The sequence below is a fragment of the Aminobacter sp. J41 genome, from assembly GCF_000526635.1.
Lineage (GTDB): Bacteria > Pseudomonadota > Alphaproteobacteria > Rhizobiales > Rhizobiaceae > Aerobium.
This window is the reverse complement of record NZ_JAGL01000011.1, coordinates 65,121-78,394: the sequence shown is the minus strand read 5'-3', so window position 1 is coordinate 78,394 and position 13,274 is coordinate 65,121. Positions and strand designations below refer to the sequence as shown.

13 protein-coding genes are annotated in these 13,274 nt (G+C 65.0%); all 13 read left to right on the top strand.

Annotated elements, in window-relative coordinates:
• The first annotated feature begins 11 nt into the window (after positions 1-11).
• The 13 genes from L630_RS0109880 (at position 12) to L630_RS0109825 (ending at position 13,234) form a co-directional block, all read left to right on the top strand.
• Positions 12-656: a DUF2460 domain-containing protein gene (locus tag L630_RS0109880; RefSeq protein ID WP_024848098.1), complete on the top strand. Its 645-nt coding sequence runs from the start codon at positions 12-14 to the stop codon at positions 654-656.
• On the top strand, positions 653-1,540 hold the full coding sequence (locus tag L630_RS0109875) for a DUF2163 domain-containing protein (RefSeq protein WP_024848097.1): 888 nt from the start codon (positions 653-655) through the stop codon (positions 1,538-1,540). The genes L630_RS0109880 and L630_RS0109875 overlap by 4 nt, the downstream gene beginning before the upstream one ends.
• The gene (locus L630_RS0109870) at positions 1,537-1,977 is read left to right on the top strand and encodes an NlpC/P60 family protein (RefSeq protein WP_024848096.1); all 441 of its coding nucleotides are present in this window, start codon (positions 1,537-1,539) and stop codon (positions 1,975-1,977) included. Before L630_RS0109875 ends, L630_RS0109870 begins: the two co-directional genes overlap by 4 nt.
• An 11-nt stretch (positions 1,978-1,988) precedes the next feature.
• Positions 1,989-5,891 carry a glycoside hydrolase/phage tail family protein gene (locus tag L630_RS0109865; RefSeq protein WP_024848095.1) on the top strand — a complete coding sequence of 1,301 codons (3,903 nt, stop codon included), beginning with the start codon at positions 1,989-1,991 and terminating at the stop codon, positions 5,889-5,891.
• 15 nt (positions 5,892-5,906) lie between these two features.
• Complete coding sequence (locus L630_RS0109860) at positions 5,907-6,113, top strand: hypothetical protein (protein ID WP_024848094.1); 207 nt, start codon at positions 5,907-5,909, stop codon at positions 6,111-6,113.
• A 55-nt stretch (positions 6,114-6,168) separates the two neighbouring features.
• Positions 6,169-6,456 (top strand): hypothetical protein, encoded by a 288-nt coding sequence (locus L630_RS0109855; RefSeq protein ID WP_024848093.1) that lies wholly within the window; start codon positions 6,169-6,171, stop codon positions 6,454-6,456.
• A 67-nt stretch (positions 6,457-6,523) separates the two neighbouring features.
• Complete coding sequence (locus L630_RS0109850; protein ID WP_024848092.1) at positions 6,524-7,189, top strand: response regulator transcription factor; 666 nt, start codon at positions 6,524-6,526, stop codon at positions 7,187-7,189.
• Between the two features lie 37 nt (positions 7,190-7,226).
• Positions 7,227-8,627 carry an ATP-binding protein gene (locus L630_RS0109845; RefSeq protein WP_024848091.1) on the top strand — a complete coding sequence of 467 codons (1,401 nt, stop codon included), beginning with the start codon at positions 7,227-7,229 and terminating at the stop codon, positions 8,625-8,627.
• Between the two features lie 99 nt (positions 8,628-8,726).
• On the top strand, positions 8,727-9,158 hold the full coding sequence (locus L630_RS22445) for a hypothetical protein (protein ID WP_084465883.1): 432 nt from the start codon (positions 8,727-8,729) through the stop codon (positions 9,156-9,158).
• 67 nt (positions 9,159-9,225) lie between these two features.
• Complete coding sequence (ccmI, locus tag L630_RS0109840; RefSeq protein ID WP_024848090.1) at positions 9,226-10,302, top strand: c-type cytochrome biogenesis protein CcmI; 1,077 nt, start codon at positions 9,226-9,228, stop codon at positions 10,300-10,302.
• Between the two features lie 9 nt (positions 10,303-10,311).
• On the top strand, positions 10,312-10,776 hold the full coding sequence (ccmE, locus tag L630_RS0109835; RefSeq protein WP_024848089.1) for a cytochrome c maturation protein CcmE: 465 nt from the start codon (positions 10,312-10,314) through the stop codon (positions 10,774-10,776).
• Positions 10,776-12,764 (top strand): heme lyase CcmF/NrfE family subunit, encoded by a 1,989-nt coding sequence (locus L630_RS0109830; RefSeq protein ID WP_024848088.1) that lies wholly within the window; start codon positions 10,776-10,778, stop codon positions 12,762-12,764. Before ccmE ends, L630_RS0109830 begins: the two co-directional genes overlap by 1 nt.
• Positions 12,761-13,234, top strand: coding sequence for a cytochrome c-type biogenesis protein (locus L630_RS0109825; RefSeq protein WP_024848087.1), 474 nt, complete (start codon positions 12,761-12,763; stop codon positions 13,232-13,234). Before L630_RS0109830 ends, L630_RS0109825 begins: the two co-directional genes overlap by 4 nt.
• Positions 13,235-13,274 lie beyond the last annotated feature (40 nt).

The following is a 13,274-nucleotide window of genomic DNA, read 5'->3' as shown; positions in this document are numbered from 1 at the left end:
CGGAGCAATCGATGCAGAGTTTCCACGAGGTCCGGTTTCCGGAGGACGTGTCCTTTGGCGCGACCGGCGGGCCGGAAAGACGCAACGAGATCGTCGCGCTGACGTCCGGCCGCGAAAAGCGGAACCTGAGGTTTGCGCAATCGCGCCGGCGCTTTGATGCGGGGACGGGCGTTCGCTCGCTCGCCGACCTCTACGAGATCGTCGCCTTCTTCGAGGCAAGGCGGGGGTCGCTGCACGGCTTCCGCTTCCGCGATCCGTTCGACATGAAGTCGTGCCCGCCGAACGCCCAGCCCACGGCATTTGACCAGTTCATTGGGACCGGCGACGGCGAAACCGCAACCTTCCAGCTGGTGAAATGGTACGGCGAGGGTGAAGATGCCTATGCCCGCCCGATCCGCAAGCCGTTGGCGGAGACTGTGCTGGTGGCGGTGGACGGTGAAGTCGCGACAGAAGGCGACGATTTCGAGGTCGATGCGACGACAGGCATCATCACCTTCGCCCAGGGCTCGGTGCCCGGCGACGGGAAAGAGGTCTCGGCCGGGTACGAGTTCGACGTTGCGGCGCGTTTCGACACCGAGCGGATCGAGATCAGCCTGACCGCTTTCAGCGCCGGACAGATCCCGTCGATCCCCATCGTGGAGATCCTGCTGCCATGAGCGGATATTCTGCCGAGTTTGCTGCGCATCTCGCGCAGGATTGCACTACGCTCTGCCATTGCTGGCTTGTAACCAGGCGCGACGGCACGACCCTTGGCTTCACCGACCACGACCGGATGTTGACGGTCGACGGCAAGATCTTCGAGCCGCAAAGCGGCCTCTCGCAGAGCGAGGTACGGACCTCGCTCGGGATGGCGGTGGACACCGTCGATGTCGAGGGTGCGCTGTCGTCCGACGTCCTCGTCGAGAAGGATATTTTCGCCTGGCTCTACGATGGCGCGAAGGTGGAGACCTTTCTCGTGAACTGGATGGACGCGAGCCAGTTCGCGCTGATCCGCACCTCAACGATCGGGCGCATCGAGCGGCGGGACGGGCAGTTCGTCGCCGAGCTCGAGAGTCTGACCGCGAGCCTGGACAAACCGAACGGGCGCGTGCTGCGCCGCCAGTGCGATGCGCAGCTCGGCGACGGGCGGTGCAAGGTCGTTACCGACGACCCTACGCTGAAGGGCGAGGGGACGGTGGAGGCAATATCCGGGGCGGGCAGGTTCGAGGCGAGCGGATTGGGCGAATACGCATCCGGGTGGTTCAGCCTTGGCGAGATCAGCTGGACGAGCGGGCCGCTGGCCGGGCGCAGCTTCGCGGTGCTGGATCACGCGGTGCGCGGCGGGAAGGTCATCCTCACCGTGTCGGCTGCCGACCCGCAGCCGGAAGTGGGTGCGGAATTCACGATCATCGCCGGCTGCGACAAGAGCTTCAAAACCTGCCGGGAAAAGTTTGGCAATGGCCTGAACTTTCGCGGCTTTCCGCACTTGCCGGGCAATGATGGCGCCTATCGTTATGTCGCCGACGGCATGGAGTTCGACGGCGGGGCGCTGGTCGAATGAGCGGGGACATTCGCGAAAAAATCCTCGCCGAGGCGATAAGCTGGGTGGGAACCCCTTACCGCCACCAGGGCTCGCGAAAGGGCGTCGGCTGCGACTGCCTCGGGCTGGTGAGCGGCATCTGGCGCAACGTCTTTGGTGCGGAGCCGGAAGAGGCCGGCGCCTATTCGCCGGACTGGGCTGAATTGGGTGGCTGCGACAGGCTGCTGGAGGCGGCGCGACGCCATGCAGTCGAGAAGCCGATCGGGGATGCTCTGCCGGGCGATCTGCTGGTCTTCCGCTGGCGGCCGCAGCATGCAGCCAAGCATCTCGGCATTCTCATGAGCGAGAACGAGTTCCTCCACGCCTATGAGGGGCACGTGGTGATGGTCTCACCGCTCGTGCCGCAGTGGCGGCGGCGGATCGCCGGCGTCTTCGCCTTTCCTGACATCACGAGCTGATCGGGCCAGCCATGGCGACAATCATCCTGCAGGCAGCCGGGGCGTTCCTCGGCGGCATCTTTGGGCCTATCGGCAGCGCAATCGGCTCGGCGGCCGGCGCGATGGCGGGCTACGCCATCGATCAGACGCTGTTGCAGGGGCATCGCCGCATCGAGGGGCCCAGGCTCGGTTCGCCACGACCTTTCCTTGCCGAGGAAGGCCAGCCGATCCCGCGCATCTACGGGACGATGCGCGTTGGCGGCAACCTGATCTGGGCGACCAGGTTCCAGGAGACGAAGACCGTCGAGCGGCAGGGCGGCAAGGCGGGGCCGCGGGTTACCACGACCACCTACGCCTATTTCGGCAACTTCGCCTTTGCGCTGTGCGAGGGCGAGATCGCGGGTGTGCGCCGCATCTGGGCGGACGGACGCGAGCTCGATCTCGATGAGTTCAACGTCCGCGGCTACATCGGGTCAGAGGACCAGCTTCCTGATCCGCTGATCCTGGCCAAGCAGGACGGCAAGGCTCCGGCCTATCGCGGCACGGCCTATGCGGTGTTCGACCACTTCCCGCTCGGCGACTTCGGCAACCGCATCCCGCAGTTCCAGTTCGAGGTGATGCGGCCGGTGGGCGAGCTGCACCGGCAGATAAGGTCGGTCGCGCTGCTGCCGGGCGCTACGGAATACGGGCTCGATCCGGAACCGGTGACCCATACGCCGAGTCCAGGCGTGACCATCTACGTCAACCGCAATGTCCTGCATGGGCCGACGGACCTCATTGCTTCGCTTGACGAGCTGCAGGCGCTGTGCCCGAACCTCGAGGAGATCGCCATCGTCGTCACCTGGTTCGGCGACGATTTGCGCGCGGGGCACTGCAGGATCAGGCCCAAGGTGACGCAGAACACGGCCCTCGAGTTCTCGGAACCCTGGCGCGTCTGCGGCGTGGATCGCGAGGATGCAGAGCAGGTGAGCTATGTCGACGGCGTCGCCTGCTATGGCGGCACGCCGTCGGACGCCTCCGTCGTTCGCTTCATCCAGGAAATCAGGCGCCGCGGATTGCGCGTTGCGCTCTACCCGTTCCTGATGATGGACGTGCCGTCGGGCAATGGGTTGCCTGATCCCCACGGCGCGGACGAGCAAGCACCTTTCCCGTGGCGCGGGCGCATCAGCTGCATCCCGGCGCCGGGACGCGAGGGATCGCCGGACAAGTCTGCAGAAATTCGGGACGATGTGGCGGCGTTCTGCGGCAGCGCGGCTGTAGCGGATTTTGCTGTCGAGGAAGGTAGGGTCGCGTTCTCGGGTGACGAGGACGAGTGGGGCTTTCGCCGGCTGGTGCTGCACTACGCAAGGCTGGCTGAGCTAGCAGGCGGCGTCGACACCTTCCTGATCGGCTCCGAGTTGCGCGGGCTGACGACGCTGCGCGACGGGGATAACCGATTCCCGTTCGTCGAGGCGTTGTGCGAGTTGGCCGCCGATGTCCGCAGCGTTCTGGGCAGCAGCACGAAGATCACCTATGGCGCCGACTGGACCGAATATTTCGGGCACCAGCCGCCGGACGGTTCCGGCGACGTGTTCTTTCACCTCGACGAGCTGTGGGCGCATCCGGCGGTCGATGCGGTTGGCATCGACAACTACATGCCGCTGGCGGACTGGCGCGACGAAGACATCGACGGCGGGAACCCGGATGGATTCCGCCTGCCTTACGACATTGACGGTTTACGCAGCCAGGTGAGCGCCGGCGAGGGCTTTGACTGGTACTACGCCAGTCCCGGGGCGCGTGAAGCGCGGGAGCGCTCGCCGATCACCGACGGCGCCTATGGCAAGCCGTGGGTCTTCCGCTACAAGGACCTGGTCTCGTGGTGGGAGAACCAGCACTTCAACCGGATCGGTGGGGTCGAGGCGGCTGAGCCGACTGCTTGGCTGCCGCGTTCGAAGCCGATCTGGTTCACGGAGCTTGGTTGCCCGGCGGTCGATAAGGGCCCCAACCAGCCAAACGTGTTTCCGGACAGAAAATCGTCGGAGAACGCGATCCCGTATTTCTCGAACGGCGGGCGAGCGGACGAGGCGCCGGCCAGGTTCCTGCAGGCGCACTATCAGCACTGGGACCCGGCAAGCCGCTATTTCGACGAGGCGAAGAACCCGGTTTCGCCCGTCTATGGCGGGCGGATGGTCGAGCCGGCGCGTATCAGCGTATGGGCATGGGACGCGCGGCCGTTTCCGGCCTTTCCGCTGCACGACGAAATCTGGGCCGATGGCGAGAACTGGAGCGCCGGCCACTGGCTGAACGGCAGGCTGTGCGGGGTGCTCGGCGCGGATCTGGTCGAGGCGATCCTGAAGGATCACGGGCTGCCGGCGGCCGACACAAAGCTGGTGGCCGGAAGTCTCTATGGCTACCTGACAGATGCGCCGGATACCGCGCGGGCAGCGCTGGAGCCCTTTGCGCAGCTCTTCGGTGTGGTGGCTAGGGAAGAGGACGGACGGCTGCGGTTCTCGTCGGAAGATGCTGCGCAGCAGGTCTTTCCCGTCGCGGAGCTCGTCGTGGAGGAAGGCGGCGCCACGCTGGAGCGGACGCGCATGCCGCAGCGCGACCTGAACGACGCGGCCGAGGTGAGCTTCATCGAACCTTTTGCGGAGTATCAGGCAGCCGTTGTGCGGGTCGTGCGGCCGGGGGCGCATGAGGCTTCAATCGAGCGGCTGTCGCTTCCCGGCAGCATTCATCGTGAAGGCGCTGCGGCACTGATCAGCGACTGGCTCGAGCGTCGCCATGTTGCGCGAGATAGGATCGGCTTTGCGGTGCCGGCGAATGCGACCGCAATCGAGGTCGGCGCCGTCGTGCGGCTGGATGCTGATGAGGCGGGCTACGACTACCTCGTGACTGAGGTCGAGCAGGGACTGAGGCGCAAGGTGGTCGCGCGGCGCGTCAGTCGCCGGGTGCCGACGCCACAAGGGCTCGGCTTCGGCGACAGCAATTACCGCCCGCCGGCTATCGCAGGGCCGCCGCATGTCATGCTTCTCGACCTGCCGATGCTGCCGGGAACCGGCGACTTCGAAAAGCAGTTCAGGATTGCTGCATTCGCCGATCCCTGGCGGCAGCAGGCGGTCTATGCCTCGCCGGAGCAGAGCTCGTTCCAGTTTATGACCGCAGTCGAAACGAGGGCGACGATGGGCGAACTCGTCGAGCCGCTGGAACCCGGACCTCGGGCCAGGATGGATCTTGCCGGCTCGCTGACGGTGAAGCTGTTCGGCGGCGAACTCGCCAGCGTCAGCATGGCGAGCCTCCTCAACGGAGCGAATGTCGCGGCCGTGCGGTCAGAGAGCGGCGAATGGGAAGTGCTGCAGTTTGCCGCCGCAGAGGAAATCGCGCCAAGCATCTGGCGGCTGACAAAGCTGCTGCGGGCGCAGCTTGGCACTGAAGACGCAATGCGAAACGGCCATACCGCCGGTGCGCCATTCGTGCTGCTGAACAGCGCGGTGGTGAGCGCGGGGCTCACACCGGAACAGTGCGGCTTGCTGCTCAACTGGCGCGTGGGGCCAGCTGGCCAGACGCCCAGCACGCGAAACTTCGTTTCGGTACAGCAGGCAGGCGGCATGCGGGCGCGACTGCCGCTGTCGCCGGTGCATCTGAAGGCGGTGGAGCAGGACGACGGCAGTGTCGCGATCAGCTGGATCCGGCGCGGGCGGATCGACGCTGATTCCTGGCTGGCCGAGGACATTCCGCTCGGCGAGGAGAGCGAAAAGTACCGGATTGAGATTGCCGATGAGACAGGGGAGGTCCGGCGTTCAGCCGAGGTTTTCGCGCCTTCCTGGATTTATCCAGAGGGATTCGGGCTGGCGGATTTTCTGGATCGGCCTTGCGAGGTCGAAGTCACCGTACGCCAAGTCAGTTCGTCCGTGGGTGCGGGCTTTCCGGCGCGGTGTCGCGTGACGCTCACTTAAGATGAGGAGAGCTAAATGGAGGAGGTAAAGCCGTGGTATCTGTCGCGAACGGTGTGGGCATCACTAGTTGTCATTGTTGCCGCGATCGCGGGGTTGTTTGGATTTAACTTTGAAGATGCAGAAATGACGGAGCTGGTCGACGGTATCGTGCAGGCAGTGGTAGCCGTCGCCGCGCTCGTTGCACTGGTTGGCAGGCTGGCTGCACGCGCAAGGATCGGTTAGCGTGCGGCGGTTATTGTTCATTCCGCGTTCAGGCATACTACGATAGAACCGAGGCATGAAAACGCTCCGCACCATCTCTCAAGTTCTTGTCGCAGGACTTCTGGCCTCGGCCGTGCTGGTGCCTGAGGCACCGGTCCAGGCGGCATCCGGCGCCTATGAAGTCGCGCAGGCGGGCTCCTGCCACGACGTCGGCCAGCGCTACGCCGCGCAGATGGGCGGACAGCTGGCGCGCGCCACGCCGGACGTGAGAGGTGGCCAGCAGGTCTGCGTCATCGTCGTGCTGTTGCCTGCGCGGGACGGCCAGCGGCCGCGCCGCGAGGAAATCGTGGTTCCCGCCGGCTAGAGCGTCACGTTGCCTGCCGTGAATTTCCAGACATAATCACCCCCGACGCCAACCCACAGGACACCCAATGCGCATACTCGTGGTCGAGGACGACAAGGATCTGAACCGTCAGGTTTCCGAAGCGCTCATCGATGCCGGGTATGTCGTGGACCGGGCATTTGACGGCGAGGAGGGGCACTTTCTGGGCGACACCGAGCCCTACGACGCAGTGGTGCTCGATATCGGCCTGCCGCAGATGGACGGCATCAGCGTGTTGGAGCGCTGGCGTCGGGACGGGCGCAAGATGCCGGTGCTGATCCTGACCGCGCGCGACCGCTGGAGCGACAAGGTCGCCGGCATCGACGCGGGCGCAGACGACTACGTCACCAAGCCGTTCCATATCGAGGAAGTGCTGGCGCGCGTGCGCGCGCTGATCCGCCGCGCGGCTGGGCACGCCTCGTCGGAGCTGATTTGCGGACCGCTTCGGCTCGACACCAAGTCTTCGAAGGCCACCATCGACGGCGTGACGCTGAAGCTGACCTCGCACGAGTTTCGCCTGCTCGCCTATCTGATGCACCACATGGACCAGGTGGTGTCGCGCACTGAGCTGGTTGAGCACCTTTACGACCAGGATTTCGACCGCGACTCGAACACCATCGAGGTGTTCGTCGGCCGGCTGCGCAAGAAAATGGGCGTCGACCTGATCGAAACGGTTCGCGGGCTCGGCTACCGCATGCGGGGGACGCCGGAGTGAGAAGCGCCCGCGTCCATCACGGCTGAACGGGCGACCGGTGCTGGCGTCCGTCCTTCCGATCCTTAAGAAGCCTTTCCGGTACCTCGCATTTCGCGTCGTCGCCTTCTCGACGGTGTGGGCGGTGCTGGCGCTTGTTGTCATTGCAACCATCATCTCCACCCTGTTCAGGCAGGCGAGCGAGCGCGGCTTCGAAAGCCTGCTGACCGCGCACCTGTTCAACCTCATCAGCTCCGTCGGCGTTGATGCCGATGGAAGGCTCTCCGGCTCGCCCAACCTCGGCGACCTGCGGTTCACCATTCCGAACTCGGGCTGGTACTGGTCGGTTGAGCCTGTCTCGGAGGACGTAAAGGGCAGGCTTCAATCGCTGTCGCTGACCGGAGACCTCCCGTCGCCGCCGATCGACGAATTCCCGTTCAACAGCGAATACCAGCGCAGCTATCTCGCTGACGGACTCGATGGCGAGACCATTGAGGTCTTTGAAAGCGAGTTCGTGCTGGCGGGCGAGAACAGCATCGCCCGCTTCAGGGTGATGGGAAATCGTACCGAGCTGGAAGAAGACATCGCCAGCTTTGAGCGGCAGCTTTACCTGTCGCTGCTGATCTTCGGCCTTGGCATGATCGCCATCAACGCGATCGCGATCCTGATTGGCCTCAACCCGCTGCGGCGCGTGCGCGAGGCGCTGGCGGAGATTCGCGCGGGGCAGGCGCATCGTCTTGACGGTGTTTTTCCGGCCGAGATCGCGCCGCTTGCAGATGAGACCAATGCGCTGATCGACAATAACCGCCGCATCGTCGAGCGCTCCCGAACGCAGGTGGGCAATCTTGCCCATTCGCTCAAAACGCCGCTCGCGGTGCTGACCAATGAGGCGCGGGCGATCGGTGGCAAGAAGGGCCAGCTGATCGCCGAGCAGGCAGGCGCCATGCAGCAGCAGGTGGAGCATTATCTGCAGCGGGCGCGAATGGCCGCGCAGCGCGACACCATCGTCTTCCGCACGCCGGTCAGGCAGGTCATCGAACGCATGGTGCGGGTGATGGCTAAGCTCAATCCGCGCATCGACCTGTCACTGGACGCGCCGGACGAGGAGCTCATCTTCGCCGGCGAGCGCGAGGATCTCGAGGAGATCGCCGGCAACCTGCTCGAGAACGCGATGAAGTGGGGCCGAGAGCAGGTCGCGGCCACGATCGAGGCAGGGCCGGGCGAGGCCAGCCAGCGCACCTTCCGGCTGATCGTCGATGATGACGGACCGGGAATCCCCGAGGAATGCCGGCGCGATGCGCTGGTGCGCGGCCGCAGGCTCGACGAGACGAAGCCGGGCACGGGCCTCGGGCTCTCGATCGTTGCCGATCTCGTCAAGGAGTACGGCGGGGAGATCGTGCTTTCTCGGTCACCCTGGGGTGGCCTGCGTGCATCGGTAACCCTTAAACGTGCACAACAGTGACGTTACGTTGCCGTTTTGCCATGGATGCGCCAAACTCTGCCTTAATGAAGCGTCGGTCGGCGGGGGAGACGCAGGACTGATTGGAAAGGCATCTTGGTAATGAACCATTCGATTGCGGCGGTGGTGGTTCTCGTAGCGCTGTTGTCGGCCTGTTCCACGACGGGCAGCCCAACGGCAAGTCTGGCGGAAAGGGCATTTGCAGGAAGTTCGCGACCGGTTTCGACGGCCATCGTTGAGGCGATGGCAGGAGGCCTGATCGCCCGCACGCCGGGCGTCCAGCTGGACAGCCGCGAGCGCCGGCGCGCTCTGGAAGCGGAGTATCGAGCGCTCGAATATATGCCAGCCGGTCAGTCCGTGTCGTGGGGGCGCCCTGGTGGAAGCCGGGGTGAAGTCGTTGCCGGGTCGCCGTACAGGGTGGGGTCTCAGGATTGCCGCCAGTACACGCATACGGTTTATGCGGGCCCCGCGGTGCGTTCGACGCGCGGCACTGCATGTCGCAATCCCGACGGCAGCTGGACGCTTCTCGCGTAGCGAGATCGCCAAAAAGCCGCACTGAGCCGTCATTGGCATCGGGGAAACCAACCGCTATCTGACGGCCATGGCTTTCTGGATTTTCGCAGCCCTCCTTACCATTGCCGCGTGCCTTGCCGTGTTGCTGCCGGCGATGAGCGGGCGCGCGTCCGCTGGCGCGGACGCTGACCACGACCTGACGGTCTACCAGGACCAACTGGCGGAGCTTGAACGAGACGTCGAGCGCGGCGTGATCGATCCGCAGGAGGCCGCGGAAGCACGCGCCGAAATTGGGCGCCGAATCCTCAAGATTTCCGGCGAGAAGCAGATGGCTGCCACAAGCAGCCAGATCGGCAAGGTGATCGCCACCTGCGCCGTGCTGATGGTGCCACTCGCAAGCTGGGGCGTCTATTCCGTCACCGGCTCGCCCGATCTCCCGAGCCAGCCGCTTGAAGCGCGCCTGTCTAAGGATCCGTCCGAGAGCAGCATCGAGGAGCTGATTGCTCGCGCTGAAAAGCATCTTGTCGCGAATCCGCAGGATGCCCGCGGCTGGGAGGTGCTTGCGCCGATCTACTACCGCGTTGGTCGTTTCCAGGATTCGGTGACCGCCTGGCGCAGCGCCATCTCCATCAGCGGACAGAACGCCGCGCGTGAAATCGGACTTGCCGATGCGCTGACGGCGGAGGCCGGTGGAGTCATCGTTGCTGATGCTCGCCAGGCCTATGAGCGGGCCCTGCGGCTAGAGCCCGGCAACCCGAAGGCTCGGTTTGCGCTGGCGGCAGCGCTGTCTCAGGAAGGCCGGGTCGAGGACGCCCAGAAGGCGCTACGTGAGCTGCTCGCCGACCTGCCGGCGGATTCGCCGTGGCGCGGCGCGATCAACCAGGCGCTCGCATCAACCAATGGTGATGACGGCAATTTGACTTCGGACAACGCACAGTCCGAGATGATCGAGAATATGGTGGCAGGCCTCGACCAGCGACTGCGCGAGCAGCCGCAGGATCCGGCCGGCTGGCAGCGGCTCATTCACTCCTATGTCGTGCTCGGTCGGATGGAGCAGGCGAAGGATGCGCTCGCGCGAGGACTTGAGGCGCTGGGCGCCGATAGCGAAGCCGGCAATGAACTGTCCGCCTTTGCCGCGGAACGCGGCTTGAGTGCGAAGGAATAGACGATGGCAATGACGCGCAAGCAGAAGCGGCTTTCGGTGATTGGCGGGGCGATGCTGTTCCTGGGCCTTGCCTCGGGACTGACGCTTTATGCTCTCGGCCAGAAGACATCGTACTTCTATACGCCCATCGACCTGAAGGCTGCCGCGCCTGAGGCCGGGCAGCGCATCCGTCTCGGCGGCCTCGTTGAGGAAGGCTCGGTCGTGCGCGGCGGAGGAACCGAGATCCAGTTCTCGGTCACCGACCAGTCGCACTCGGTCCGCGTCGCCTATAACGGCATCCTGCCTGACCTTTTCCGCGAGGGTCAGGGCGTTGTCACCGAAGGCGAGATGCGGCCGGACGGCATCTTCGTTGCCGACAGCGTGCTGGCGAAGCACGACGAAACCTACATGCCCCCGGAAGTTGCGGACAAGCTGAAGCAGAACGGCATGTGGCAGCACGCCGAGTCCTCTGACGGCGAAGAGGCAACGCAGTGATCGCCGAGATCGGACATTTCTCGCTGGTCCTGGCCTTCACCCTGGCTCTCGTCCAGTTCGCGGTGCCGCTTGCGGGGACGCGCCTGGGCGATGCAAGGCTGATGGCGGTTGCGAGCCCGGTGACGCTGGTGGGCTTTGCGCTCGTCGCGCTGTCCTTCGCGACCCTGATTACCGCATACGTCCAGTCCGACTTCTCGGTTTTGAACGTGTGGGAGAACTCCCACTCGGCAAAGCCGATGCTCTACAAGGTAACGGGCGTATGGGGAAACCATGAGGGTTCGATGATCCTCTGGGTCTTCATCCTCACCTTCTTCGGCGCGCTGGTCGCCATGTTCGGCCGCAACCTGCCCGACACGCTGCGCGCCAACGTGCTTTCCATTCAGGGGCTGGTCGGAGCCGCCTTTCTGCTGTTCATCCTGGCGACGTCGAACCCGTTTGCGCGATTAACGCCGGCGCCGATGGAGGGCCGCGACCTCAATCCCGTGCTGCAGGACATCGGGCTCGCGGTTCACCCGCCGATGCTCTACCTCGGCTATGTTGGCTTCTCGGTCTGCTTCTCCTTCGCCGCTGCCGCCCTTATCGAGGGCCGCATCGATGCGGCGTGGGCGCGCTGGGTGCGCCCGTGGACGCTGGCCGCGTGGATCTTCCTGACCGGCGGTATCGCAATGGGCTCCTACTGGGCCTATTACGAACTCGGCTGGGGCGGCTGGTGGTTCTGGGACCCGGTCGAGAACGCTTCATTCATGCCCTGGCTGTCCGGAACGGCTTTGCTGCACTCAGCGATCGTCATGGAAAAGCGCTCGGCGCTGAAGATCTGGACGCTGCTGCTGGCAATCCTCACCTTCTCGCTGTCGCTGATGGGTACGTTCCTTGTCCGCTCGGGTGTGTTGACCTCGGTGCACGCATTCGCGACCGATCCGGCGCGCGGCGTATTCATCCTCGTGCTGCTGATCCTGTTCATCGGCGGCTCCCTCGCGCTGTTTGCCGTGCGCGCTTCGTCGCTGACGGCGGGCGGCCTGTTCCACCCGATTTCACGCGAGGGCTCGCTCGTCCTCAACAACCTGTTCCTGACCACCGCGACGGCAACCGTGCTGCTCGGCACGCTCTACCCGATGCTGGTCGAAGCGGTGTCGGGTGAGAAGATTTCGGTCGGAGCGCCCTTCTTCAACCTTACCTTCATCCCGCTTGCGGTGCCGCTGCTGCTCGCCGTTCCGTTCGGCCCGCTGCTCGCCTGGAAGCGCGGCGATCTCTATGCGGTGGCGCAGCGCCTGTTCTTCGCCTTCGGCGGCGCGTTGCTGGTGATGCTGATCGGCTACTTCTTCGTCGATGGCACCGGAGTGCTCGCGGCCTTTGGCATGGGCCTTGCGGCCTGGCTGATGCTGGGCGCGATGACGGACCTGGCGCTGAAGGCCGGCGTCGGCGGCGTGTCAGGGTCGGTCGCTTGGCGCCGTTTCCGCGGCCTGCCGCGCTCCGTGTTCGGCACGGCGCTGGCGCATTTCGGTCTTGGCGTCACGGTGCTCGGCATCGCGACCGTTACCTCGCTCGACGTCGAAGAAGTCACGGTGATGCGTCCGGGCGACACGCTCCCCGTTGCCGGCTACGCGCTCAAGTTCGAGGACATCGCGCCCTACCGTGGCCCGAACTTCACGGAGGATCGTGCTCGATTCACCTATTTCGACGCGGCGGGGCGTCCGAAGGGCGAGATCATTTCGTCGAAGCGCGTCTACACTGCTCGCCAGATGCCGACAACGGAAGCCGGCATTGCCACACGCGGTTTCAGCCAGCTCTACGTTTCGCTCGGCGACGTAGCGCCCGATGGCGGGCTGGTCGTGCGCGTGTGGTGGAAGCCGCTGGTGCTGCTGATCTGGCTCGGCGGTGTCGTGATGATGGCCGGCGGCGTGATTTCGCTGCTTGACCGGCGCCTGCGCGTGGGCGCGCCGGCACGCCGCAAGACGAAGGCTGTTCCGGCAGGGGTTGCTGCGGAATGAGGAAGCTCGCTGCATCGCTGATTCTGCTGTTTTCGCTCGCCATGCCGGCGCTGGCGGTACAGCCGTCGGAAGTGCTGGATGACCCGGTGCTCGAGCAGCGTGCGCGAAAGCTGTCGGCGGGGCTGCGCTGCATGGTCTGCCAGAACCAGTCGATCGACGACTCGGATGCCGAGCTCGCCCGCGACCTCCGCGTTCTTGTTCGCGAGCGTCTGGTCGCCGGTGCGACCGACGAAGAGGTCATCGACTATGTCGTCTCGCGCTACGGCGAGTTCGTGCTGTTGCAGCCGCGTGTAAGCGCTCGCAACGCCATCCTGTGGGCCACTCCCGTCGTGCTGCTGGTCATCGGCGGCACGTTCCTGTTCGTGCGCGGCCGCAAGCGAGTTGCGAAGCCGGCCTCAGCCGCGCTCACGCCCGAGGAGGAGCAGAAGCTCCGCGAAATCCTAGGCGGGGACGACACCTCCCGCTCCTGAAGATTACAAAAGTTTCATGCGCCGGAAATGGCGCTGTAAG

Excerpts from the sequence above, each read along its gene's own strand:
- L630_RS0109875 (WP_024848097.1), top strand. The coding sequence starts at position 653 with ATGAGCGGATATTCTGCCGAGTTTGCTGCGCATCTCGCGCAGGATTGC.
- L630_RS0109860 (WP_024848094.1), top strand. The coding sequence starts at position 5,907 with ATGGAGGAGGTAAAGCCGTGGTATCTGTCGCGAACGGTGTGGGCATCA.
- L630_RS0109850 (WP_024848092.1), top strand. The coding sequence starts at position 6,524 with ATGCGCATACTCGTGGTCGAGGACGACAAGGATCTGAACCGTCAGGTT.
- ccmI (WP_024848090.1), top strand. The coding sequence starts at position 9,226 with ATGGCTTTCTGGATTTTCGCAGCCCTCCTTACCATTGCCGCGTGCCTT.
- L630_RS0109825 (WP_024848087.1), top strand. The coding sequence starts at position 12,761 with ATGAGGAAGCTCGCTGCATCGCTGATTCTGCTGTTTTCGCTCGCCATG.
- L630_RS0109855 (WP_024848093.1), top strand. The coding sequence starts at position 6,169 with ATGAAAACGCTCCGCACCATCTCTCAAGTTCTTGTCGCAGGACTTCTG.
- L630_RS22445 (WP_084465883.1), top strand. The coding sequence starts at position 8,727 with ATGAACCATTCGATTGCGGCGGTGGTGGTTCTCGTAGCGCTGTTGTCG.
- L630_RS0109870 (WP_024848096.1), top strand. The coding sequence starts at position 1,537 with ATGAGCGGGGACATTCGCGAAAAAATCCTCGCCGAGGCGATAAGCTGG.
- L630_RS0109880 (WP_024848098.1), top strand. The coding sequence starts at position 12 with ATGCAGAGTTTCCACGAGGTCCGGTTTCCGGAGGACGTGTCCTTTGGC.
- ccmE (WP_024848089.1), top strand. The coding sequence starts at position 10,312 with ATGACGCGCAAGCAGAAGCGGCTTTCGGTGATTGGCGGGGCGATGCTG.
- L630_RS0109865 (WP_024848095.1), top strand. The coding sequence starts at position 1,989 with ATGGCGACAATCATCCTGCAGGCAGCCGGGGCGTTCCTCGGCGGCATC.